Source organism: Coprococcus aceti (genome assembly GCF_025567285.1).
Classification (GTDB): Bacteria; Bacillota; Clostridia; order Lachnospirales; family Lachnospiraceae; genus Coprococcus; species Coprococcus aceti.
On the sequence record NZ_JAOQJT010000001.1, the window covers coordinates 508782 to 532454 of the forward strand.

At 46.3% G+C, this 23673-nt stretch carries 26 protein-coding genes; 23 read left to right on the plus strand and 3 right to left on the minus strand.

Features of this window, described 5'->3' with window-relative positions; translation table 11 throughout:
* The first annotated feature begins 2 nt into the window (after nucleotides 1-2).
* From OCV54_RS02220 to OCV54_RS02280, 13 genes are all read left to right on the plus strand, one after another.
* The gene (locus OCV54_RS02220) at nucleotides 3-416 is read left to right on the plus strand and encodes a hypothetical protein (RefSeq protein ID WP_242859619.1); all 414 of its coding nucleotides are present in this window, start codon (nucleotides 3-5) and stop codon (nucleotides 414-416) included.
* The gene (locus tag OCV54_RS02225; RefSeq protein WP_242859620.1) at nucleotides 382-1335 is read left to right on the plus strand and encodes a secretion system protein F; all 954 of its coding nucleotides are present in this window, start codon (nucleotides 382-384) and stop codon (nucleotides 1333-1335) included. Before OCV54_RS02220 ends, OCV54_RS02225 begins: the two co-directional genes overlap by 35 nt.
* A 29-nt stretch (nucleotides 1336-1364) precedes the next feature.
* Complete coding sequence (locus OCV54_RS02230) at nucleotides 1365-1535, plus strand: Flp1 family type IVb pilin (protein WP_015534291.1); 171 nt, start codon at nucleotides 1365-1367, stop codon at nucleotides 1533-1535.
* Nucleotides 1536-1546: 11 nt separating this feature from the next.
* A complete protein-coding gene (locus OCV54_RS02235; protein WP_055222452.1) occupies nucleotides 1547-2995 on the plus strand; it encodes a DUF5702 domain-containing protein in 1449 nt (482 codons plus the stop codon).
* Nucleotides 2996-3059: 64 nt separating this feature from the next.
* Nucleotides 3060-3932: a TadE/TadG family type IV pilus assembly protein gene (locus tag OCV54_RS02240; RefSeq protein ID WP_133300876.1), complete on the plus strand. Its 873-nt coding sequence runs from the start codon at nucleotides 3060-3062 to the stop codon at nucleotides 3930-3932.
* A gap of 34 nt (nucleotides 3933-3966) precedes the next feature.
* Nucleotides 3967-4413 carry a hypothetical protein gene (locus tag OCV54_RS02245; protein WP_015534289.1) on the plus strand — a complete coding sequence of 149 codons (447 nt, stop codon included), beginning with the start codon at nucleotides 3967-3969 and terminating at the stop codon, nucleotides 4411-4413.
* Nucleotides 4382-5788 carry a DUF6382 domain-containing protein gene (locus tag OCV54_RS02250; protein WP_055222453.1) on the plus strand — a complete coding sequence of 469 codons (1407 nt, stop codon included), beginning with the start codon at nucleotides 4382-4384 and terminating at the stop codon, nucleotides 5786-5788. The genes OCV54_RS02245 and OCV54_RS02250 overlap by 32 nt, the downstream gene beginning before the upstream one ends.
* A gap of 69 nt (nucleotides 5789-5857) precedes the next feature.
* On the plus strand, nucleotides 5858-7504 hold the full coding sequence (gene dnaX / locus OCV54_RS02255) for a DNA polymerase III subunit gamma/tau (protein ID WP_055222454.1): 1647 nt from the start codon (nucleotides 5858-5860) through the stop codon (nucleotides 7502-7504).
* A 48-nt stretch (nucleotides 7505-7552) separates the two neighbouring features.
* The gene (locus OCV54_RS02260) at nucleotides 7553-7903 is read left to right on the plus strand and encodes a YbaB/EbfC family nucleoid-associated protein (protein WP_015534286.1); all 351 of its coding nucleotides are present in this window, start codon (nucleotides 7553-7555) and stop codon (nucleotides 7901-7903) included.
* The gene (recR, locus tag OCV54_RS02265) at nucleotides 7903-8502 is read left to right on the plus strand and encodes a recombination mediator RecR (RefSeq protein WP_022217523.1); all 600 of its coding nucleotides are present in this window, start codon (nucleotides 7903-7905) and stop codon (nucleotides 8500-8502) included. Before OCV54_RS02260 ends, recR begins: the two co-directional genes overlap by 1 nt.
* Before the next feature lie 53 nt (nucleotides 8503-8555).
* On the plus strand, nucleotides 8556-9632 hold the full coding sequence (locus OCV54_RS02270) for a 6-phosphofructokinase (protein ID WP_015534284.1): 1077 nt from the start codon (nucleotides 8556-8558) through the stop codon (nucleotides 9630-9632).
* 96 nt (nucleotides 9633-9728) lie between these two features.
* Entirely contained in the window at nucleotides 9729-10286 is a 558-nt protein-coding gene (locus tag OCV54_RS02275) for a hypothetical protein (protein WP_015534283.1), read from the plus strand.
* Entirely contained in the window at nucleotides 10287-13004 is a 2718-nt protein-coding gene (locus OCV54_RS02280) for a cysteine peptidase family C39 domain-containing protein (protein WP_055222455.1), read from the plus strand. It abuts the gene before it with no gap.
* Between the two features lie 99 nt (nucleotides 13005-13103).
* Here the strand turns inward: OCV54_RS02280 and OCV54_RS02285 are convergent, their stop codons facing one another.
* A complete protein-coding gene (locus OCV54_RS02285; RefSeq protein WP_015534282.1) occupies nucleotides 13104-13274 on the minus strand; it encodes a DUF362 domain-containing protein in 171 nt (56 codons plus the stop codon).
* A gap of 195 nt (nucleotides 13275-13469) precedes the next feature.
* Here OCV54_RS02285 and OCV54_RS02290 point away from each other — a divergent pair, with 195 nt between their 5' ends.
* Nucleotides 13470-13682, plus strand: a complete 213-nt coding sequence (locus OCV54_RS02290; protein WP_015534281.1) for a DUF1858 domain-containing protein — start codon at nucleotides 13470-13472, stop codon at nucleotides 13680-13682.
* A gap of 47 nt (nucleotides 13683-13729) precedes the next feature.
* Complete coding sequence (locus OCV54_RS02295) at nucleotides 13730-14497, plus strand: CpsB/CapC family capsule biosynthesis tyrosine phosphatase (RefSeq protein ID WP_022217525.1); 768 nt, start codon at nucleotides 13730-13732, stop codon at nucleotides 14495-14497.
* Between the two features lie 64 nt (nucleotides 14498-14561).
* Here the strand turns inward: OCV54_RS02295 and OCV54_RS02300 are convergent, their stop codons facing one another.
* Together OCV54_RS02300 and OCV54_RS02305 are read right to left on the minus strand one after the other, a co-directional pair.
* Nucleotides 14562-15455 (minus strand): adaptor protein MecA, encoded by an 894-nt coding sequence (locus OCV54_RS02300; RefSeq protein WP_015534279.1) that lies wholly within the window; start codon nucleotides 15453-15455, stop codon nucleotides 14562-14564.
* Nucleotides 15456-16007: 552 nt separating this feature from the next.
* Entirely contained in the window at nucleotides 16008-16778 is a 771-nt protein-coding gene (locus tag OCV54_RS02305) for an N-acetylmuramoyl-L-alanine amidase (protein WP_055222456.1), read from the minus strand.
* 176 nt (nucleotides 16779-16954) lie between these two features.
* Between OCV54_RS02305 and OCV54_RS02310 the strand changes: the two genes are divergently transcribed.
* From OCV54_RS02310 to OCV54_RS02345, 8 genes are all read left to right on the plus strand, one after another.
* Nucleotides 16955-18007: an L-threonylcarbamoyladenylate synthase gene (locus tag OCV54_RS02310; RefSeq protein WP_015534277.1), complete on the plus strand. Its 1053-nt coding sequence runs from the start codon at nucleotides 16955-16957 to the stop codon at nucleotides 18005-18007.
* Nucleotides 18008-18049: 42 nt separating this feature from the next.
* Nucleotides 18050-18475 (plus strand): ribose 5-phosphate isomerase B, encoded by a 426-nt coding sequence (gene rpiB / locus OCV54_RS02315; protein WP_015534276.1) that lies wholly within the window; start codon nucleotides 18050-18052, stop codon nucleotides 18473-18475.
* A 379-nt stretch (nucleotides 18476-18854) separates the two neighbouring features.
* Nucleotides 18855-19166 (plus strand): vacuolar (H+)-ATPase G subunit, encoded by a 312-nt coding sequence (locus OCV54_RS02320; RefSeq protein WP_022217528.1) that lies wholly within the window; start codon nucleotides 18855-18857, stop codon nucleotides 19164-19166.
* Between the two features lie 37 nt (nucleotides 19167-19203).
* Nucleotides 19204-21231 (plus strand): V-type ATP synthase subunit I, encoded by a 2028-nt coding sequence (locus OCV54_RS02325; protein ID WP_055222457.1) that lies wholly within the window; start codon nucleotides 19204-19206, stop codon nucleotides 21229-21231.
* A gap of 28 nt (nucleotides 21232-21259) precedes the next feature.
* Nucleotides 21260-21733: a V-type ATP synthase subunit K gene (locus OCV54_RS02330; RefSeq protein ID WP_004850778.1), complete on the plus strand. Its 474-nt coding sequence runs from the start codon at nucleotides 21260-21262 to the stop codon at nucleotides 21731-21733.
* A gap of 24 nt (nucleotides 21734-21757) precedes the next feature.
* The gene (locus OCV54_RS02335) at nucleotides 21758-22360 is read left to right on the plus strand and encodes a V-type ATP synthase subunit E (RefSeq protein WP_055222458.1); all 603 of its coding nucleotides are present in this window, start codon (nucleotides 21758-21760) and stop codon (nucleotides 22358-22360) included.
* 14 nt (nucleotides 22361-22374) lie between these two features.
* Nucleotides 22375-23346: a V0D/AC39 family V-type ATPase subunit gene (locus OCV54_RS02340; RefSeq protein WP_015534272.1), complete on the plus strand. Its 972-nt coding sequence runs from the start codon at nucleotides 22375-22377 to the stop codon at nucleotides 23344-23346.
* On the plus strand, nucleotides 23339-23659 hold the full coding sequence (locus tag OCV54_RS02345; RefSeq protein ID WP_022217532.1) for a V-type ATP synthase subunit F: 321 nt from the start codon (nucleotides 23339-23341) through the stop codon (nucleotides 23657-23659). The genes OCV54_RS02340 and OCV54_RS02345 overlap by 8 nt, the downstream gene beginning before the upstream one ends.
* Nucleotides 23660-23673 lie beyond the last annotated feature (14 nt).

The following is a 23673-nucleotide window of genomic DNA, read 5'->3' on the forward strand; positions in this document are numbered from 1 at the left end:
ATATGCTGAAAAGGGCTGCGGGAAAAATATACGGTTGGATAGAACCGCATATGGACAATGACAAGATGCTCACGAAGATAAAGAGGGTATACATATGTACGGATGCCGCGGCGAGGGATAAATGTGCGGAGATGTACACAGACATTATTGCGAAGATCCTGCTGGCGCTTTTGGTGACATGTATTCTGGCGGTGATCCTTGTGGCAAAGGAAGCATTTGCGCCTCATCAGGTGGTGCTCACCAGAGATGGGTACGGAGGGGATGTGTCCACCGTCACTCTGGAGACTGACATAGATGGAGAAAAGACTGATTTTGATGTGGATGTCATGCCGCTGGAATATGATCCTGACGATATGGAAGCTGTGTTTGAGCAGGGATTTGGTGAGATTGAAGACCTTGTATCTTGGGGAAAATGAATCCCCCGACGAAGTGATATATGATCTGGAGCTTGTGGATCACCTGGATGCGCTCGGACTCGATGTGCAGTGGATAAGCGAGGACAACGAGCTGGTGTCGTCCGATGGACGTATCGGCGATATAGCGGAGGGAGAAGGCAGAATAGTGTCCATCACGGCTGTTCTTACATACAGGGAGCTGAGCGCGGAGAGAACATATCAGATACGCGTGTGCGGAAGGGAAGAGACAGGCAGGGAAAAGGCTCTGAAGGATATAAGGGAAGGCATCAGGGAGATACAGGCGGGAAGTGGAGATTCGAGCGAGGTGGCGCTGCCGGAGCAGATAAACGGATATGCGGTCAGGCCCACCTCGGGAGGCGGAAGTGGTCTTATGATACTGTTTCTCGGTGGTTTCGCAGCCATTTGTATATGGGGTGGAAACAGGTCGAAGATCCGGGGAATGGAAAAAAAGAGATCCGATGAGCTCATGTCGGAGTACCCGGAGCTTGTGGATAAGCTGACGCTCTATCTTGGAGCAGGAGTCACGGTCAGAGGTGCATTTGCAAGGATAGTGAAGAGTGGCAGGGAAGATTGTGCCGGTACGGATCAGGGCGGGAGTGTCCTGACCAGGGAACTGATTTATACGCTAAATGAGATCCAGGCAGGAGTATCCGAGAGTGAGGCTTACTACAACATGGGGCACAGGATAAATCTGCCGATGTATATAAAGCTCATGTCGCTTTTGTCACAGAATGTGAAGAAAGGCACGAGAGATATATTGATCATGATGGCGGGCGAGGAGCAGAACGCAATGCAGACCAGAAAGGAGATGGCGAAGAGAAAGGGGGAGGAAGCCGGGACAAAGCTGCTTCTTCCGATGGTGGTTCTGCTGGGAGTGGTCATGGTAATAGTCATGCTGCCCGCAATAATAAATTTTTAAGATAATAAGTTTTTAAGGAGGAAAAATGTATGAAGAGATGGGAAGATTTTATGGAAGATGAGTCAGGTATGGGAGTGGTCGAAATAATCCTTATAATGGTGGTCTTGATCGCGATGTGCGTCATATTCAAGCAGCAGATAACTTCTCTGGTGAACAACATATGGAACTCGATCAACAAGAGTGCAAAGAAGATATATTAAGGGGGAGCTGTATGAGAAATCAGGGACATGTAACGGTTTTTCTGAGTATAATCCTGATCTCCATGCTGCTTCTGGGGCTCTCCGTGCTTGAGATGGCGCGGATAAGAATGGGTAGTGCCAAGGCCGCAATGGCGGCCGAGGGCGCAGCCTGTGATGTGAAGGCGGCGTACGACAAGGAGTTGTTTGAGGAGTATCATCTGCTGGCGGTCGACAGCACATTTGGCGGACACGGTGAGGGAAAGCTTGAGCAGATGGCGCAGGATTATCTGGAATATACTCTGGAAAATGGTCAGGGCGACAATATGAGCGTTGAAGATGTAGCGCTGGCAGAGTGCAGGGGACTTCTGGAGAATGACTGCGAGAATATGAAGCTGCAGATAACCGACCATATGAAGGTGTACATGGAGGAGAAGGGAATAGAAGACATTCTTGAGATGATAACATCCGGTGATAAGGCCATGGAGGATGCTTCTGGAGCTGTGGAAAATGGTAAGAATGAGTCGAATCAGGATGAGAGCAGTTGGAGCGGTACGGATCCTAGAAAAGCGCTGAAAAGCATCCTGACAGGTGGACTTCTGAATGTTGTCACGCCATCCGGGCGGGTGGTGTCAGATCAGGCATACGATCTGGATGGCTTTCCGTCAGACGGACAGGCGGAGGATACGAGACAGTGGGAGGACATAGAATTTGACGATCTGGATAAATTCCAGAGGCAGCTCATGGCGGATGGAGAGAGATCACAGACCGGAATAGTGGATGACATATATGGTGTCGGGTATGCATTGGCGAATTTCAATACATTTACCGACAGGAAACAGGACAGACCATTTGAGTGTGAGGTGGAATACATTATCGCCGGAAAGGATAATGACCATGACAATCTGCAGGGGGTCGTGAACAGGATAGTGCTTCACAGACTGCCGCTCAATCTGGCATATCTGCTCTCAGACAGCGCAAAGATGGCCGAGGTGTCATCCATAGCTGCGGTGCTGGCTCTTGTGCCGGGGGTCACCTATGGGGCGGCGAAATATCTGCTGCTCGGATGCTGGGCTTATGCTGAGACAATTGTTGATATAAGGCTGCTGCTTGACGGCAAAAGCGTTCAGTTTATGAAGACAGACGAATACTGGGTGACGGACATCAACAATCTTGACAAGCTGATGAATCTGGATTCCGTGGACTATGAAGGCGTGGATGCTGTGAGCTACAGGGATTATCTGGCGATACTTCTGATAGAGAATAAAGGAGGCATGTATTACAGGATGGCGGATCTTATACAGCTTAATTTCAGACAGACGGATGAGTCGTTTGAGATGAAGAATATGATGTATTCTCTGACATTTGATGTTGAGGTCAGTCAGGACAGGAAATTTGCATCGTTTATAGAAGATCACGAGGGCGTATCGAAGATAGATGACGGACTGTACAGGTACAGCTTCAGGCAGTGTGTGAGTTATTGAGATATGAAAATATCCTGAAGGGGGGTGTTATATGTTCTCTTGTTGTATGTTGAAAAGTAAATATATGAAAGATAAATCGCCTCTCCAAGCGCATATTACTATAGATTTTGTTCGGATCAGGTATGGCAGGAGAATATATAAGACAGCTCCTTTGGGATGTGACCGTGGTAGTGCCAGTGTGGAGGCATCGCTGGTGCTGCCAGTGTTTATATTTGCCATGCTGACTGTGTTTGCCATGGCCGGATGTATACGGACACGGACTGTGATATATGAGGGCTTACATGAGACGGCTGCGTATCTTGCGGAATACAGCTATGCGTATGAGCTAGCCGAAAAGGGCGCGGACATGGGGCCGTATGCTGAAGGTATGGCAGATGGTGTGTCGCTCGTGCTGGCGAACAGGAAGATCAGGGAGTACATAGATGACAAAGGCACGGTGAACACATATGTCGACGGCGGAATGTCCGGGGTTAAGGTGATAAATGCAGAGCTGTCGGATGACGGATTTGTGTGCCTCAAGGTCAGATATATGCTGAAGATCAATCTGCCATTTGCCGGAGGATCCACCGTGGGGTGCGTGGACAGGATAAGACAGAGGGCGTACCTGGGATATGACAGGTCGCAGGATGATGACGATGATGATGAGTATGTGTATGTGGCTGAGAATGGTTCGGTGTACCACAACTCGCGGAGCTGTTACCATATCAGGATATCTGTGAGAAGCGTGAGTGGGGAGGTTCTGGATGACAGATATTCCGGGCTTTCGGCGTGCAGGATCTGTGGAAGATATAAAAGCAATGGTGTGATCTATGTCACTGAACAGGGAGACAAATATCACTATTCGCTGGGCTGCTCCGGCTTGAAGCGGACGATATACAGAAAGAAAAAGTCAGAGTGCGGGGGACTTCCTCAGTGCTCTGAGTGCGGGAAAAGATAGGAGAAGAGAAGAAAAGACAGGAGGAGTCAGATATATGGATGACAATGGATCTATAGTTCTGGAGATGTGCCTGATAACACCGATACTTGTGTGTGCCGTGTTTGTGGTGATGAACATGTTGTTTATAGCGTTTAACCATGCGGCGGCATCGGGGGAGGCATATCTGGTACTGTACAACCGAGAGGAATACAGGATCAATGAGAGTGGTGAGGGGGATACGGACAGTGCAGAGAAAGCGATGTCCACAAATGTATCCGAGACCGTGATATGTGCCGATGGTGTGAATGCGGAAATGGCCATGAATGGGAAGAATCTGGTTGCGGAGATAACTTACAGAGAGTCATTTCCGGGGATACAGATATTGATAGATGACGGCAGATGTGACAGAAAGACTGCGGCCAGACAGGAGATAAGGGATGTAGGAAATGAACTTAGGAGGTGGCAGGAATATGGTAAGTTATTGCCAGGTAGAGGGAATTAACACTTTTTTTGTGGTGGAGGTCAGTGCAGCGGCCATAAATTCCTATGAGACGGACATGCTGTACAATAATTTTGTCGAGGGAATAATACAGCCGGAATTCAGGGCCATCAACGGAGATATGTTCATATACTGCAAAATAAATGGCATGAAGAGCCTGGACGATATATCTGACAGGGGGATAATGTCCATGGAGCAGGCTGTTGCTCTCATAAGATCGTTGTGCAGTGTGGTCATGGAGACGGGAGAATACATGCTTGAGCCGGACAATCTTCTGATAGAATCCGACAAGATATTTTACTCGGATGCAGAGAAGAGTTTCAGATACGTGTATGTGCCGGGACAGGGAACGGATGTCAGAATGGGAATAAAGAATCTTGTGGAGAAGATCATAAAGAGGGTAGATCACAGGGACACTGAGCTTGTGGATTTTATGTATGAGATATATGACATGGTGGTGTCGGCAAATTATGACATGGAGCGGATGCAGAAATATGTGGATGAGGTTTCTGCCCGTGAGCAGGAAAAATGCTGCTCCGGCAATAGAAAAAGAAATGTGGAATCTTTGGCTGCGGCCCGTGAGCAGGAGCTTTTGATGGATGAGGTGTTCGGAACGGATCAAAGCAGTGCGGCGGCGTTGACGATACCGACAATGGAGAAAAACAAATATGATAGGATATTTTTCATACTCATAGGATTTACTGTGGTGGCATTTACGGGAATAGCGGCTGTTCAATTTTATATACAGGGGCATGCGGCGGATGTGAGATTTATAATGCTGGCACTCATCGTGCTGTCCGTGGAGTTATTTGTCTATGTGGAGATGAAGAGGAAGCTGTCTGCTGCTGAGGATGAACGGCGGGGACAGGAGGGCGTGGAGTGCTCAGAGCTGCGATATGCGGAGGAAGATGAAAACAGAAGACCTAAAAAACAGAATGTTGATGCATTGGAACATGTAAGTCTGGCTGACGAAATACCTGGCGATACCACGGTGCTTGGCTCGGAGGATGACTGTACAACCCTGCTTACACAGCATAATCTCGATGGCAGAGAGTCCGCACAGGAGCAGAGACTGTCTGTGAGACTGATCGAAGACGGAGGCATTGTGGCTACTGAATTCCCGGTGACGCCGGAGGGAGTTGTATTGGGGCGGGACAGACGACAGGCGGATCAGGTTATAGAGGATATCAGCGTCAGTAGAAGGCACATAAGGATATACGAGGATGCAGAGAAGATCTATGTCGAAGATCTTGATTCCACAAATGGAACTGTCATAAATGGGATCAGGCTTCCGGCGGGCAGGAGCTGGCAGCTTGCGGACAGAGATGTTCTGTGTATAGGCACCAGGCAATACCATATTCAAATATTGCTTATCTGATTGATATAAAATGTAAATTCAGATATAATAGTCTGTGTGAGTTTTATGATACAAAGGTAGGTATTGGTGATGTCGTATGTAGCTTTATATAGAAAATGGAGACCTGATACTTTTGACGAGGTAAAGGGGCAGGATCATATAGTTACCACTCTTAGAAACCAGATTAAGAATGATAGACTTGGTCATGCCTTTTTATTTTGCGGTACAAGAGGAACAGGTAAGACTTCGATCGCCAAGATATTTGCCAAGGCATGTAACTGTGAGCATCCGGTGGACGGAAGCCCATGTAATGAATGTGCAAGCTGCAGAGCCATATCGGATGGATCATCGCTTAATGTCATTGAGATAGATGCGGCCTCCAACAATGGTGTTGACAATATAAGGCAGATAAGGGAGGAGGTAGCATATCCTCCTACTGAGGGCAAGTATAAGGTATACATCATAGATGAGGTTCATATGTTGTCTCCGGGAGCGTTCAACGCTCTGTTAAAGACTCTCGAGGAGCCGCCATCATATGTAATATTCATACTGGCTACCACGGAGTCCCACAAGATACCTATAACCATATCGTCAAGGTGTCAGAAGTACGACTTCAGACGTATCCCGGTGGATGTCATCTCGGATCGACTGGAGGAGCTTATGAACAGGGAGGGACTTGATGCGGATAAGAAGGCGATAGATTATATCGCAAAATCCGGCGATGGTTCCATGAGAGATGCCTTATCTATTCTGGATCAGTGCGTTGCATTCAATCTCGGACAGAAGCTTACATATGATAATGTGCTTGAGACCATAGGAGCTGTGGACATAGATACATTTGCAAGACTTCTGGAGTGCGTGCTGGAATCTGATGTTGAACATGCAATAGATGTGGTTGACGAAGTTGTGTGGCAGGGACGTGAGCTTGGCCGTTTCGTAAATGAATTTACATGGTTTCTCAGGAACATACTCGTTGTCAAGCTGTCCTCGGCGGAGGGCGACAGATTGGATATGACCAAGGAGAATTTGGAACGCATAAGAGAGATATCCGGTCATATGGAGGAGAGCACCATAGTAAGATATATAAACGTGTTCTCGGATACAGCCGCCAGCATCAAGTATTCCTCACAGAAGAGGATAGTGCTTGAGATGGCTGTCATAAAGCTGTGCAGACCACAGATGGAGGTTGATACCACAAGTCTGATTGAGAGGGTAAGGATGCTTGAGAAGAAGCTTGATGACCTTGAGGCAAATGGCATACAGGCTGCGCCGGTTCAAAGTGCTGCCCCCGTAAGCCCGGCTGACGATGTGATAGATCAGAAGGGCATGAAGGAATATCAGGACAAGCTGGCAATGGAGCTTCCAAAGGCAGAGTTCGAGGATCTGCAGAGAGCTGCGGAGAACTGGAATGATATACTGGAGAAGCTGTCGGTTCCTGCGAGAAGATATCTCAAGAGAAATGATGCTGATCCGGCCATAAGGACGAAGCTCATACTGTCCGATGATCACAGAAGACTTCTGCTCATGATCCCGCTGACGGATGACGATATGCCGAAGTTATACTTTGACAAGCCTGAGAATGTGGAGCATGTGAAGAGTGTGATCGAGGAATATCTTGGAAGAGAGATTGAATTTGAGATACTTTGTACAAGGAATTCCCACAGTGATAATGGAAGGCTTGAGACGGAGAATATACTGAACCTGAACAAGATCAACTTTCCAATAGATAAGAAATGATGATATCATATTATAAATTATTTAATCAGAATAAGGAGGACTATTGTAATGGCTAAGAGAGGCGGTTTCCCAGGAGGTATGATGCCTGGTAATATGAACAATCTTATGAAGCAGGCACAGAAGATGCAGAAGCAGATGGAGGAGACAACTAAGACACTTGAGGATAAGGTGTATGAGTCATCTGTAGGTGGAGGAGTTGTCACTGCAAAGGTGTCAGGTAAGAAGGAACTCATGGAGATCAAGCTTGATCCTGAGGTTGTTGATCCTGATGATATAGAGACACTTGAGGATCTTATCATATCGGCTGTGAACGAGGCACTGAGAGCACAGGAGGATGACTACAATAGCAGTATGGGCAAGATCTCAGGTGGAATGGGACTTGGAGGATTGCCGTTCTAATGGAAGTTTATGGAGGAGAAGTAAACAGACTTATAGAAGAGCTGGGAAGACTCCCGGGAATAGGCTCCAAGACGGCTCAGAGACTGGCGTTTCACATAATCAGTATGCCTGAGGAGAGGGCGCTGGCGTTATCCGATGCCATTGTGAATGCAAAGAAGAACATAAAATACTGCAGTTGTTGCTATACGATAACTGACAGGGAGGTATGTCCTATATGCAGTTCACCAAATAGGAATCACAAGGTGATAATGGTGGTGGAGACCCCGAGGGATCTGGCGGCATATGAGAGAACAGGACAGTTTGATGGCGTTTATCATGTGCTCCACGGAGTTATAAATCCTGCCCTGGGTATCGGCCCGGCGGATATCAGGATATCCGAGCTCATGAGAAGGCTTCAGAATGAAGATGTGGATGAGCTCATAATCGCTACAGGTTCAGGCCCGGAGGGTGAGGCGACTGCGATGTATATATCAAAGCTTGTGAAGCCGGCCGGTATCAAGGTCAGCCGTATAGCAAGCGGTGTGCCTGTAGGCGGAGATCTGGAGTGTATAGATGAGGTTACGCTTCTGAGGGCTCTTGAGGGAAGAGTATACTTATAATGTATACAGACAGTCTGTGTACATAAGAAAAATAAAAGAAAGAGGTGCAGAGTATGTTAAGAGTAGGCTTTTTGACTAGTGGTGGTGACTGTCAGGCATTAAATGCAACTATGCGCGGAATCGCAAAGGGTTTGTATGAATTGTTTGACGAGGTTGAGATCTATGGATTCCTTGAGGGTTACAAGGGACTCATTAGAGGCAACTATATCAAGATGAAGCCGGCTGATTTCTCAGGTATTATCAACAAGGGTGGAACGATCCTCGGCAGTTCAAGACAGCCATTCAAGCTCATGGGAGAGCCAACTGAGGATGGTCTTGACAAGGTAAAGTCCATGAAGGATACCTATAAGAAGCTGAAGCTGGATTGCCTGTGCGTTTTAGGTGGAAATGGTTCACAGAAGACCGCAAATCTCCTCAGTGAGGAGGGACTCAATGTCATCGGTCTGCCAAAGACCATAGACAATGATCTGTGGGGAACTGACATGACATTTGGTTTCCAGAGTGCTGTTGATATAGCGACCCAGACAATAGACTGTATCCACACAACCGCTGCATCGCATAACAGAATCTTTATCGTTGAGATTATGGGCCACAAGGTTGGCTGGATAACTCTCCACGCCGGAATCGCCGGTGGCGCAGATGTGATCCTGCTCCCGGAGATCCCATACGATATCGATAAGGTATATAAGGCTATAGACAAGAGAACAAAGGACAACAAGGGCTTCACGATAGTTGCAGTTGCCGAAGGTGCTATTCCGAAGGAGATCGCAGAGCTTCCAAAGAAGAAGAGAAAAGAAGCGATAGCCAACAATCCATATCCATCAGTTGCGTATGAGCTGGCTGATAAGCTCAAGGCGTACACAACACAGGATATAAGAATAGCAATACCTGGACATACCCAGAGAGGTGGAAGTCCGGATGCATATGACAGAGTCATATCATCAAGATTTGGAGCAAAGGCAGCAGAGCTCATAAAGGCAAAGGATTTTGGAAAGCTTGTTGTATTCCTTGACAACAAGGTTACAGCTATCCCACTCTCAGAGAGTGCAGGAAAGCTCAAATACGTATCTCCTGATGACGACATCATCAGCGAGGCAAGAACACTTGGAATCTCATTCGGAGACAGATAAAGTAAGCTCTGAAAAAAGTAACAGAGATATTCACACATTCTCCCCATTTGCATATCTATGTAATAGACATACAACAATGCAGATAGGGAGATTTGTATGAGTGAAGAATTTAAGTATATTCCTTACAGCCCGGACGATGAAAACCTCAGGGGGCTTATAAGGGATGGAAATGTCTATAATATCAAGACACCTGTGATACCCGGTATGGGTGAGACTGGTGGATACAGTATGAGTTCGACAGGAATCATGCTTCCTGACTGTGATGATGGAACAGATGAAATGATGAGGGATATTGAGTACATGAAGGAGATGTACCCGGAAGAACTCCGAAAGGTCAGCATGGCCGTGGAGGAGGAGTGTGACAAGCTCGAGTATGAGGGCAGTCCGATGCTTGTTCAATATCCTGACAGAGAAGAGATGCGCCGTGTTGCGCGAAGGGTGTACGATGATCTGAGCGAAAGTGGGCAGATATCGGAGGATTGTTATGCAGGAATGGCTTCGGCAGGTGAAGCTTCGTACGAGGAACCGCCATATGTCCCAGAGGGACCCGGATGCGCCAATTGTGTTATGAGAAATATAATCGAACTGCTTGTGTGCAATGAATTCTGTATGAGACGCGACAGGCATAGAAGACGTAGAAGAAGGTTTTATTAAGTGAAGAAGAAAATAAATGTACTTGTAAGAATACTTGTGATGGCAGCAATATTTGTGATCACAATATATTTGGTCAATATATTTCAGAATAGAAGTTACAAGAATCTGGCTGCGGAGATGAAGGATGCAGAGTTGCCATTAGCTTATGTGTGCTATGGCGATTCGCTTCTCAATTGTATGCATGGTTATACAGGGGAGGTCGACCTCACACTTCTCAGGGACTCTGTGACGCCGATAGATGAGAATAAGAATCTTGAGATAATGGTGGAGAATGATGCATTTAAGGATGCGTCGTATTCGTATGAGATCAGGTCGATATCCGGAGATTCCCTTATAGAGAAGGGTGATCTGGAGGCGGCCTCGGGAACTGATGGCTACGATGTGCTTGATATAAGTGCGAGAATGGATCTCAAGCAGGATATGGAGTATATGCTGGTTGTCAAGCTTAAGAGCGGTGATGGCAGGAGTGCTTCATACTATACCAGAGTGGTCGTAAATGACAATTATCATGAGTCCCAACTGCTGAATGCCGCAAAGGATTTCCACGATGCGACATTTGCATTTGACAAGCTGGAGTCGGAATCGGTCATAGGAACCTACAAGCAGGAATACACGGGTGGCGGAACGGGAGATTCCTACGGACTGGGACATGTGAACCTTGCAAATGCATACTCGGATCTCCTCTGGGATGGGCTTAAGCCTACGGTTATAAGCGATGTAAACACATATATAAAGGAGATAGATGTCAACTATGCGGTGATCGAGATGGAATATAAAGCCATGTCCATCACATCGCAGGATGTCATGAGCTATTATACAGTTAAGGAGTTCTATAAGATCAGCTACAGGGATGTGCCTGTTGCCAGCCAGATTGATGAGGCGGACGGAGCCGGCACTGATGGAATATATTTTGACGAAACAGCTTCGTATGATGAGGCCTATTCGGATGAACAGGATGCAGATACTGTTACGGAGACTGAGCCGAAGATCACCATGCTCAGCTATGACAGATATGTGGACGAGTATTTTGACAAAGACGGCATAGATGCTATAAACAATGTGTATGAGATAGGTATCGTGTCATCGGATGATCTGGAATACCGCTACACAGAGGATAACAAGAAGATCGCATTTGTGAGAAATGGGCAGCTCTGGATGTATGACTACGGCGATGGACAGATAACTCTGGTGTACGGATCAGGAATGGATGACCATGCAAATGACTCAAACACTTACTCCGACCATGACATGAACATCATAAGCTTTGACAAAGATGGAAATATGACATTTGCGGTGTATGGATATATGAACAGCGGAGATCATGAGGGAAAGCTCGGAGTTGCGCTGTATACATTTGATTATACGACTCTGGAGGTGGACGAGCTTCTGTTCGTCGAGTGCAATGTGCCTTATGAGGCTATGAAGAGCGAGACCTCCAGACTGACATATTACGACGGAGATAAGTTTTATTACATGCTCGGCGGAAAGGTGAACGCCGTGGACATGAAGACGAGACAGCAGTCTTATATTGCGGAGGGACTGTCAGCCAGCGATGTCAAGGTGTCGGTGAACATGGAAGTTATGGCGTATGGAGAGAGCGAGGACCAGAGCAGCAATACAAAGCTGACTCTGATGAATATGCATACCGGAAAGAGTTATGAGATCACCGCCGGAGCAGGGGAATGTCTGATATGCTATGGCTTTAAGGACTCGGATATGGTATACGGAGTGTCGAGCATATCTGATGCGCAGGTTGATGTGGATGCTGAGTCATTTGTTGGTACGAGGTACAGCGAGGAGTCCAGAGATAACATACCTGCATCCAGATTGTATATAGTAAACAGCGATGGCGAGCAGATAAAGGAATACGCAAAGAGCGGGTATTATCTGATGCAGGTTGATGTGGATACGAATCTGCTGTATCTGACAAGAGGAGAGAAATCCGACAGTGGATTCAAGTCTGTGGACGATGATTTCATAACCTTCAAGGAGGACGATACAAAGGAGACGATAGGAACTACCCATCTGTCATCCATAACCGGATATGACAGGCTGTATTTTACGGTTCCGTCAAATATGTATCTGAGCTATATACCGGCGCTGAACATAACAAAGGAAAAGATAGATCCTGATGCTGCAAGTATGATAATGACAGTAGTGCGTGATAAGGTGACCTATCATGTGTACGACAATCTTGGACTTTCAAAGATATATGACGTGGCGGGTGATGCGATAAATTATGCAGTGTCTGTATCAGGTATAGTGGTGTCAAGCGAAGGCGAGGTAATATACAGGCAGGCTGAGAGCCAGGAATACAACACCATTGCCTCTGGAATATTCCATCGCAGTACGGGAAGTGTGGATGCGTCACTCGGCGATTGTCTGTACATGGTTCTGACGTATCAGGGAGTACAGGTGACAGAGGATGATATAGCACAGTATACAGATCCTGTCGAGGCTCTTAACTCTCTTGGAAAGAGACAGGGCATAGATGTTACAGGTCTTTCGCTGGATATGCTCCTCGGTTATGTGAGTTCGGGAATACCGGTAATATCGAGGATAAGCGATGGCAGATATGTTCTCATAGTGAGCTATAATGAGGCAGACATAAGATATTATGATCCTGTCGAGGACAAGGAGATAGTTGTGTCAAGAGATGAGTATACGGATATGATGCTCCAGTGGCACAATGAATCCTACACTTATGTTGAGGAATAAAGATAAAAAGAAAACGGAGCGAGTTACCGCTCCGTTTTCTTTATAATAGTTGTAGTATAAGTTACTTAGCATGGATCCGAATGTTACGGATCATGTAGATTACTCCTCTGCGATTGTTCCTACTGGACAAGAACCAGCACAAGCACCACATGAGATACACTGTGAACCATCGATAACAAATACGCCGCCATTATCGCTGATAGCACCTACTGGACAAGCACCAGCACATGAACCACAACCGATACATGAATCGCCAATAACGAATGCCATAATTGTTTCCTCCTTATAAAGTAAAAATAATCACACGCTTATTGTAAAACAAAACTCATTAATTAGCAAGTGATAATAATATTTATCAACAACGGGTTTTATCAATAAGTAACAATAAAAGGGATAGACATTTAAAATTGGGTATAATATAATGTGAATGCTGAGTAAGAGTGCAATCTAAGGAGGATATAAATAATGGTAAAGATAAGTAAAGACATGCTTATAAATGACATTCTTGCAGTTGATGCAGGAAATGCAGCAATACTGATGGCAGCAGGTATGCATTGCATAGGATGCCTTGCAGCAGCAGGAGAGAGTCTTGAGGAGGCAGCAGCCGTTCACGGACTTGATGCAGAGGAGCTTGAGCAGGAGATCAATGATTATCTTGCAAAAAAGGAGGCTGAGTAGTATACTTGCCAAAGTAACCAGGTGTACTATAAAGGATGGAGAGATATATGAAGACAGACGGAACAAATCCTCCCGGGCAGGGAATATTTGGACTGATAGATATTAATTGTCATATTTTACCGGGAACAGAGGATGGACCGGATAATTTCCGGGAAGCGGCAGAGATGCTCAGAATAGCGTATGATGAGGGAATAAGGACGATAGTTGCCACCCCGCCATACAACAAGAAGAATCCGATAATGGATGGAGACAAACTGGACAGACTTGTGGAACAGCTCAACGTTGAAGCTGGAAAGATAGATCCGGATTACAGAGTCTATCTTGGAAGAGAGATAGAGTATAACGATGAGAACCACCAGAAGATCATATCTGGTCAGTTGGATTCCATGGCAGACAGCAAGTATGTTATGATCAGATTCCCTTACGATGTGGATTTTGAGACGATATCTGAAGCTATAAGAGACATCAATATGGACGGATATATACCGATAGTTGCCAATGTAGAACAGTATGAATGCCTTGAGGAAGATGAGGACAAGGTCGAGGAGCTCATTCAGTTTGGTGCATATGTACAGATAAGTGCATCGGCTGTGGTTGGAGATCTTGGACATGACATCAAGAATTTTTCGAGAAAGCTTCTCAAGGGAGAGCTTGTTCACTTTGTGGCAAGTGATGCATTGGATTCAGAGGATAAAGCACCATACCTAAGGGAGTGTGCTGAGTACATAGAGCGAAAGTATGGAGAGGATTACATGACGGAGCTCTTCTACACCAATCCAAAAGCAGTTATCGAGAATGATGATATTGACATATAAAACAAAAAGACGTATCGCTTGTGCGGTACGTCTTTTTTGCTGCGCCGGAATCTCTGGCTATTACTTATAATGCTGACAGTGTCTGAAGTGCTTCCTCCGGCATAATAGCGGTGAAGTGTTCCTTGAAATGTGCCGGCATGGCATATGTGAGCTTCTGTGCTGTTCCGTATTCTGCAAGGATATTGCAGACTCTCACAAATTCCTGGCTTGTGTTATTGCTGTTCGTGAGAACCAGATAATATCTTCCGTTGGAAGGATTCTTGTACAGGCAGTTCTCGCTGAAGTAGAAAGAAGCAACCTGTTTTGCTGCACTTATGATGGTTGCAAGTGAGTCAAAGATGTACAGTGAGCACATGCTCTCCCTTGCTGAACCTGATTCCTTTGTGCTGCCTGTTGTACTGGCGGCAGTGCCTGTGGTGCTGTCATCAGATGATGTATTGCTGCCATTTGCCGCAGCGGCAAAATCTCCTGCGGTTCCGGCAAGTCCGGATATGGTGTTGAAAATGCCCTCAAGTGCCTCTCTTACGCCCTGTGGAACGGAACCGGATCCACTGATCTCAAGTCTTGCGATGGTTCCGTTGTTATCCCTGGACTCATCGTTGTCGTCAAGATCGTCATCTATGTCATCATCATCCATGTATTCGTCATCGTCATCAATATCATATTCGCTGGTCTTTGAGAATCTGGAAAAGCGGGTATCCAGTTCTTCCGGATCTTCAACCTTTGTCACAATGAGTATGAGACAATCTGGTGATACCGGTATGGCTTCGATCATAAGTGGAGTGTCGTCAGCCTCAAAGCCTAATTCTACAGATGCCTGCTGCATCATATCCTTGAAGAGCTCTTTTGCCTTCGGTGTGCCATAGGCAAGCTCGGAGATCTTGAGCTGCTTTTCGGTGAGATCGGCTTTGTTGAGTGTGCATCTTATCTGATTTTCACTTAGACGTTCAATCTTCATAGAATCGACCCCCTTCAATAATTTAATGGTATTAAAATGTGTATTATAGTTTACCACATTTGTCAAGCAAGTAAATAGGATATATGGAGAAAATATTGGAATTTTCCGTGAAAAAATATCCCTAATTCTACGTTATGTATACTTTTATGAAAATTTCATAAAATATGCTCAAATGGGGTTGGAAAATGGCTTTTTATGCGTTATTGTGGAGTTGTGAGCGGGACGTGCTCAGGATATTTAGATGAGCTCATTTCTTTATTTTTCTACAAATTCTGTCTGATTCTTATCGTCTCAGATACAATTCCCAGAGATAGTGATATGACAGTGCTCACACATTTCCATAACTGACACATGGCACATAAAAGGAGAATAATACATCACAACACATCTGTCTTTACATTGCATGGCAGGGCTGGAAAAATAAACTATTTGGGGGTGATGCCTATAGGGGGTTAAAAGGCAGCAGTAGCATATAGAACATAATTATATGCACAGAATTACACTTAACATCTATTTGGGGGCTCTGCCGCTGTCACAGCAGAGCTCCTGGTTTTATTTGGCGTGCTGTTCATGCCATGTACAGACTGCATTGCAGATGGCGTTTGCTAGGGCGGTCTGGTATTCATCATTGCACAGATCGGAACATTCCTTTGTGTTGCTCAGAAAGCCGCACTCAACGATGACGGCGGTGCATGGACTTTCCCGCAAAACAAGGTATTCGGAATTGCCCTTTGCTGCCCGTGTGTTGGATGGATCGGCTTCGGAGATGAGATGCTCCTGGATGCACTCCGCCAAGGCTTTACCACCGGAGGAAGTGGAGTAATAAAATACCTGCGCTCCGTGGACATACTCGGCTGAATAGCTGTTCTGGTGGATGCTGATGTAGAGATCAGCGTTTACATTTGTGGCGAGGTTGGTGCGGGCTTTCAGATCTGAAGTCTTCTTGCTGGATGCATTTTCACTGTTCAGGGACTTGTCGGAGTCTCTGGTCAGATACACGGAAAATCCCTGATCCGTAAGTGCCGATGCCAGCTTTGAGGCGATGGCCAGATTTATATCCTTTTCCATGATCCCATCCGGGCTGACCTTACCCGGGTCAAATCCGCCGTGTCCCGGATCGATGAGGATCGTAAATGATTTGGCCGCATCTGTGGTGTCCAAACCTTTGGTGGATGTGTGCTCATTTCCTGTATTGGTGGAAGTATCCTGCCCGGCTGTATGGTCTGCGGGACGGACTATAAATATGTAGCAGAGGATTGGAGGAAGTATTACTGCAAATATTATGGCAAATACAAGTATGTATAATTTGGTGGAAGTACGCATCGGTGATACCCGGGAAGTGTAATTACTATTTTATATGACGGCGGCGGACGTTATATGATATATGTTACCCAAATATAGCCTAAACATTTGACACACATGCGGTGCTGGGCTAAAATATGGGCGTATATACAATAATATAGAAGCGATAACAATTTATTATAGAAGAAGGTAAAGTGATGAACACTATAATTGCAAAAGCAGGAGTGGATGACGACCGCATGTATGAGCAGGCGGCGGAGATACTTAAGAGAGGTGGTCTTGTAGCATTTCCGACAGAGACAGTGTATGGCCTTGGAGGAGACGCGCTGAATCCGGATGCGTCACATCGGATATATGCGGCAAAGGGCCGGCCATCGGACAATCCGCTCATAGTCCATATAGCAGAGACATCAAGCGTGTATGAACTGGCGGAGACAGTGAGTGACGACACGAAGAAGCTCATGGAAGCATTCTGGCCGGGACCACTCACCATCATACTCAACAAGAAAGAGGTCGTTCCGCACACGACCACTGGCGGACTTGATACGGTTGCCATCAGGATGCCATCACATCCGGTTGCCATGAGACTCATAAAGGATTCGGGAGTGTATATCGCAGCTCCAAGTGCCAATCTGTCCGGACGACCATCCCCGACCACTGCGCAGCATGTGCAGCAGGATATGGACGGCAGGATAGATATGATCATCGACGGTGGGGCAGTCGGAATCGGTATAGAGTCGACGATAGTGGACATGACCGGGGACAGACCGACTATATTACGGCCTGGATATATCACTCCGGAGATGATAAGGGATATCGTTGGCGATGTGACTATAGATCCGGCGATAACAGGTATGAACAATGCTCTGAGACCTAAGGCTCCGGGGATGAAGTACACACACTATGCTCCAAAGGGAGAACTCAGCATAGTAGAGGGCGATAGACTGGCTGCTGCTGAGAAGATAAGAAGTCTTGTTGCGGAGAAAAAGGCACAGGGATACAAGACTGCGATACTGTGTGACACTGACAATGTCAGTCTTTATGATGACGGAGTATGCGAGAACGTATACGATGCCGGAAGCAAGAAGAACGAGATAACTGTGTCTGCCGGACTGTACAGTCTGCTCAGAACCTGTGATGACATAGGTGCACAGTATATATACAGCGAGTCATTTGAGGAGGGGGACATGGGCTACGCCATCATGAACCGTCTCATCAAGGCTGCAGGACACAGGATAATAAGCTGTTAGTTAATTTCGAAAAAAATATTATATAAAAAGGAGAATCAGAACATGATAGCACTTGGATGTGACCACGGCGGATATGAGCTTATGCAGGAGGTTATAAAGCATCTTGAGGAGAGAGGCCTTGAGTACAAGAACTTTGGCTGTTACAGCACAGAGTCAGTTGACTACCCGGTATATGGACAGGCAGCAGCAAAGGCAGTAGCCTCAGGTGAGTGTGATAAGGGAATCATCATCTGCGGAACAGGAATAGGAATATCGATTTCAGCGAATAAGATAAAGGGAATCAGAGCTGCACTCTGCCACGACTGCTTCTCGGCACAGGCGACAAGAGAGCACAACGATGCAAATATGCTGGCTATGGGTGCCAGAGTCATAGGACCTGGACTTGCACTTAAGATAGTCGACATATTCCTCGACACACCATTCTCAAATGATGAGCGTCACGTAAGAAGAATCGGAATGATTGAGTAGTATCATAAGTTATGCCGTAAGGGGGACCCCGTTCATACTCAAAAAAGAATCCCATGACAGTATGGTCAAGACTGTCATGGGATCTTTTTTTATACGGTTTTCGTCAAACTGCATCATTTGTTCGACATATAACCGCGTTAAAAGGAAGAAAAATGATTAATGGATAAACATAAGTATTATCAACATAGTCACATTGTACATTAACAATAAAAAAATATCAAGGGGGTTGTACAAACTTTACAAAATGTTTATTTACAATATAGCCAACTCATTATAAAATAATATTACTTGAGTTTTGACATAATAATCTAAAGTGATGCTTTGATGAAGTGTTTATGGAATTGAGTCTGCTCATAAATTTTTATAAGGGAGGAATGTTATGCTGCAGGAGACTATGAAGAAGATAACCGATGCAGAGTCTGAAGCTGACGAGATCATTCGCAAGGCCAAGGAAGAAGCCGACTATACAGTAGCTGCTGCAAAGAAGGAGGCTGCGGATATGATCGCGGCCGCAGGATCAGCTTCGAGAGAAAGCATGAAGAGTGCCGAGGGAGCCGGCAGATCTGAGGAGGAGAAACTCACGGTGAAGGCGATGGATATTGCCACCGCTGAGATCGCACATCTCAGGGAACGTGCATCGTCCATGGAAGGCGAGGTTACTTCCATGATCATCGCAGAGCTGGTGGGATGAAAAGTCCTGCAGGCATTTTAAGAAAGGGGGTAAATGTATGGCGGTACTTCCTATGAAGAAGATTGAGATCTGTGCCATGAAGAGGGACAGAAAAGCAATTCTTGAGAAGCTCCAGTCGCTGGGAATGGTTGAGATACAGACTGATAACGAAGAGACTGATGACTTCAGGAAGATGAGTACCACAAGCCAGAGAGCAAAGTACGAGAAGAGAGTACAGAATACAGATGAAGCCTTACAGATAATTGATAAATATGCTCCGGAGGAGAAATCCATATTTGCCAGCCTGGAAGGACGGCAGGAGGCGTCAGAGGCTGACATTCAGGAGATCATAGCTGGAAGATGGGATTATAACCGTAAGGTTAAAAAGATCCAGGAGATCAGCAAGGACATAGCCGGCTGTGAGGCGGGAATAGTCAAATGTCAGGTGGCTATAGACGGATTGGCGCCGTGGCTGAATATGGACATACCGATCAATACCACAGGGACCGAGAAGACGGATGTGATGATCGGAACTATGCCACCGGGGCTCACGGAGACGGATATTCAGGGGTATATAAGCTCTGCGGAACCGGAGATAGCGGGATACACAGTCACTGTTGTAGGATCTGATAAGGACCAGACTTGTATGGTGGCAATAGCCATTAAAACTGTATCACAGAGGGTGGAGGAGATATTGAGATCCCATGGATTTACAAGAATTTCGTATTTCTCCAAAAGAACACCTGAACAGAAGACGGATAAGTACAGGGCGGATATAAGGGAGTTCGAACAGTGGATAGAGGACAAGAAGAATGAACTAGTATCCATGGCTGATGACAGAGACAAGCTGAGACTTCTGGCTGACTATTACCGCATAAGGGCGGATAAATATAAGGTCCTTGGAGGCCTTCTCCAGTCAAAGAGCACATTTGTCATATCGGGATATGTGCTGGAGAGAGATGCAGACAGGGTAGTGGCTGTACTCAATGAGAATTTCAGCCTGATGGCTGATGTATATGATGTTCCGGAGGATGAAGCGGCACCTATACAGCTTCAGAATCCGAAGATGTTCGCATCGGCGGAGGGCGTACTGGAGTCATTTGGACTTCCGGGAAAAGGTGAGATGGATCCGACCACACCGATGGCGATATTCTATATATTCCTGTTCGGACTCATGTTGTCCGATGCGGCGTATGGACTCATCATATTCCTGGCATGTTTTATTTTGATCAGGAAATTCCCGAAGATGGAGAACGGACTTCAAAAGTCCCTGCGTCTGTTCATGTACTGTGGTATATCCACACTGATATGGGGAATATTATTTGGTGGTTTTTTCGGAGACCTGATAACGGTGGTATCGAGGACGTTTTTCCACCACGAGGTGACGTTCAAGCCGGTATGGTTTGCACCGCTGGATGACCCGATGAAGCTTTTGTTATTCTCTTTGCTGTTCGGACTTATACATTTGTTCGGCGGACTGGCACTCAAGGGATATATGTGTCTGAAGAAGGGAGATGCGAAATCATTCATATGCGACGTGCTGTCGTGGTTCATGCTCATCACAGGACTTGTGCTGATGCTCATGCCGACGGAGCTGTTCGCATCTATAGCACAGATGCAGTTCAATTTCCCTGGATGGCTTAAGAATACAAGCTACGGACTGGCGATTGCGGGAGCTGCGATCATCGTGCTCATGTCGGGAAGAGACCACAAGAATCCGGTGCTCAGACTTGCACTTGGACTGTATGACATATACAACCTGACAGGCTGGCTGTCAGATCTGCTGTCGTACTCCAGACTTCTTGCACTGGGACTTGCGACAGGAGTTATAGCACAGGTAATAAACCAGATGGGAAGCATGGCTGGCGATGGAATATTCGGAGCCATAGTGTTCATCATCGTATTTATAGTAGGACATCTGTTCAACCTTGCGATCAACATGCTGGGAGCATACGTGCACACATGCCGTCTCCAGTATGTAGAGTTCTTCGGCAAATTCTACGAGGGCGGCGGCAATCCATTCAGGCCGTTCAGGGAGAATACGAAGTACGTTGATATAGTAAGTGGTACAGAAACACAGAAATAAGAAACCAATTTTAGGAGGAGAAAATATTATGACAATGGGAACGGTTTTGGCATTAGTGGGAGCTGCGCTTGCAGTAATTCTTGCAGGCATGGGATCTGCATATGGAGTAGGAGTTGCTGGTCAGGCGGCAGCAGGTGTAGTAAGTGAGGATCCAAGCAAATTCGCAAAAGTTCTTATCATCCAGCTTCTTCCGGGTACACAGGGTATCTATGGACTTCTTGTTGGATTCATAGCATTGTCCAACATAGGAATCCTTTCAGGAACACCGAAGGAGCTCACAGTAGCACAGGGACTTATGATGCTTGCAGCATGTCTTCCAATAGCGGTAGTTGGTCTTGTATCAGCAATGCACCAGGGCAAGACAGCAGTTGCAGCAGTTGGAATAGTTGTAAAGAAGCCTGATCAGTTTGGTAAGGCGATGCTTTTCCCAGCCATGGTTGAGACATATGCGATCCTTGCACTTCTGGTATCAATTCTTGCGGTAAATGGAATCAAATTATAACTTTTTGTAAGGAGGATGTACTTTATGACGGGATTGGAAACAATCGTAGAACAGATCCTTCAGGAAGCGCAGAAGGAAGCTGAAGAGATCAAAGCTCAGGCTGCCAGAAACGCGGATTCCATCATTGCAAATGCCAAAAAGACTGTGGATAAGATGAATGAGGAGACCAGAGAGAAGGTTGCCCAGGCAGAAAAGTCCGGATCATTCAGGGCAAAGTCCTCATCAGAACTTAAGAAGAGACAGGCGATACTTGCGGCAAAGCAGTCCATAATTGGGAATATGCTGGATAAGGCATATGACGCAATGGTGGCGCTCCCGGATGAGGAGTATTTCCAGGTGATCGTCAAATGTCTGGAGAAGTCGGTACAGCCGAAAAGCGGAGAGATATGTTTCTCCGGGAAAGACAGAAAACGACTTACACCACAGACTGAGAAGCAGATAGAGCAGATAGCTACAGCTCATGGAGGAAGCCTTAAGGTGTCCAATGGGAACTGTGATATAGATGGAGGATTTATCCTGATCTACGGAGGAATCGAGGAAAACTGTTCATTCAGGGCGATGCTGGACGCGAACAGAGAACATTTGGCAGACAAGGTAAATGAATTATTATTTGTTGATAACAGATAGCTGGAGGTAGGCAGATGGCAGACAAATATATATATGCAGTTGCCAGGATCAGGGCACTTGAGATGACGCTTATGAGTCAGGCAGTCATAGAACAGCTCGTGGCCACGGATTCCTACAAGAAGGCGGTTCAGTTCATCATAGAGAAGGGCTGGGGCGATAGTGATAAAGCCAGTATGGATGAAAATGACATACTTAGGGCGGAGACTGACAAGACGTGGGCTGCTGTGGCTGAGATGGTGGATGATATGTCCGTGTTCGATGTCATAAGACTTCCAGATCTGTATCACAACCTCAAGGCGGCGATCAAGACTGTGGTTGCCGGGGAGACTCCTGCCCATGTGTTCTTCGACAATGCCGAGATAGACGGTCAGAAGATGCTGTCCATCGTAAGTGACAAGGCGTGGGACAGACTTCCAGAACACATGAGAGACTGCGCGAGGGAGGCTTGGGACTGTATGGCACAGGCTGGAGATGGACAGATGTGCGATGCTGTGATAGACCGAGGAACACTGCTGGCAATCATGCAGGCTGCAAAGAAGGCAGATGACAGCCTGCTCAGGGATTATGCAGAGACGACGGTGGCTGTTGCAGATATCAAGATAGCGGTGAGATCCATGAAGACAGGTAAAAACAAGGATTTCATGAAGAGAGCCATGGCGGAGTGCAATACTCTGGATATTGACAGGCTGGCGACGGCTGCGGTGGCTGGCATGGAGGAGATAGAGAGATACCTTGCAGATACAGCATACGCTGGTGGGGCAGAGGCACTTTCTAAGTCGGCATCGGCATTTGAGAGATGGTGTGACAACCGTATCATAGAAACGATAAAGCCTCAGAAGTACAACCCATTTACGGTGGGACCGATAGTGGCGTACATTCTGGCGAGGCTCAACGAGATAAAGACAGTCAGGATCATATTGACATGCAAGCTGAACCAGCTTCCGGAGGAGGCTATCAGGGAAAGGGTAAGGGAGATGTATGTATAAGATAGCTGTTATGGGCGATTATGACAGTATATACGGATTTGCAACTCTGGGCCTGGATACATTCCCTGTAGATAATCTGGATTATGGGGTCACGTTGCTGAAAAGGCTGGCGGAGGACAATTATGCAGTCATATATATGACCGAGGCACTGGCTTCGGATCTCAATAAAGAGATAGACAGATACAGAGAGGTTATGAAGCCTGCGATCATTCTCATACCGGGGATATCTGGCAATACAGGGGCTGGAATAGCGGGAGTAAAGAAATCCGTTGAGCAGGCTGTAGGCTCGGATATTTTATTTAATGAAGAGTAGTGGAGCATACAAAT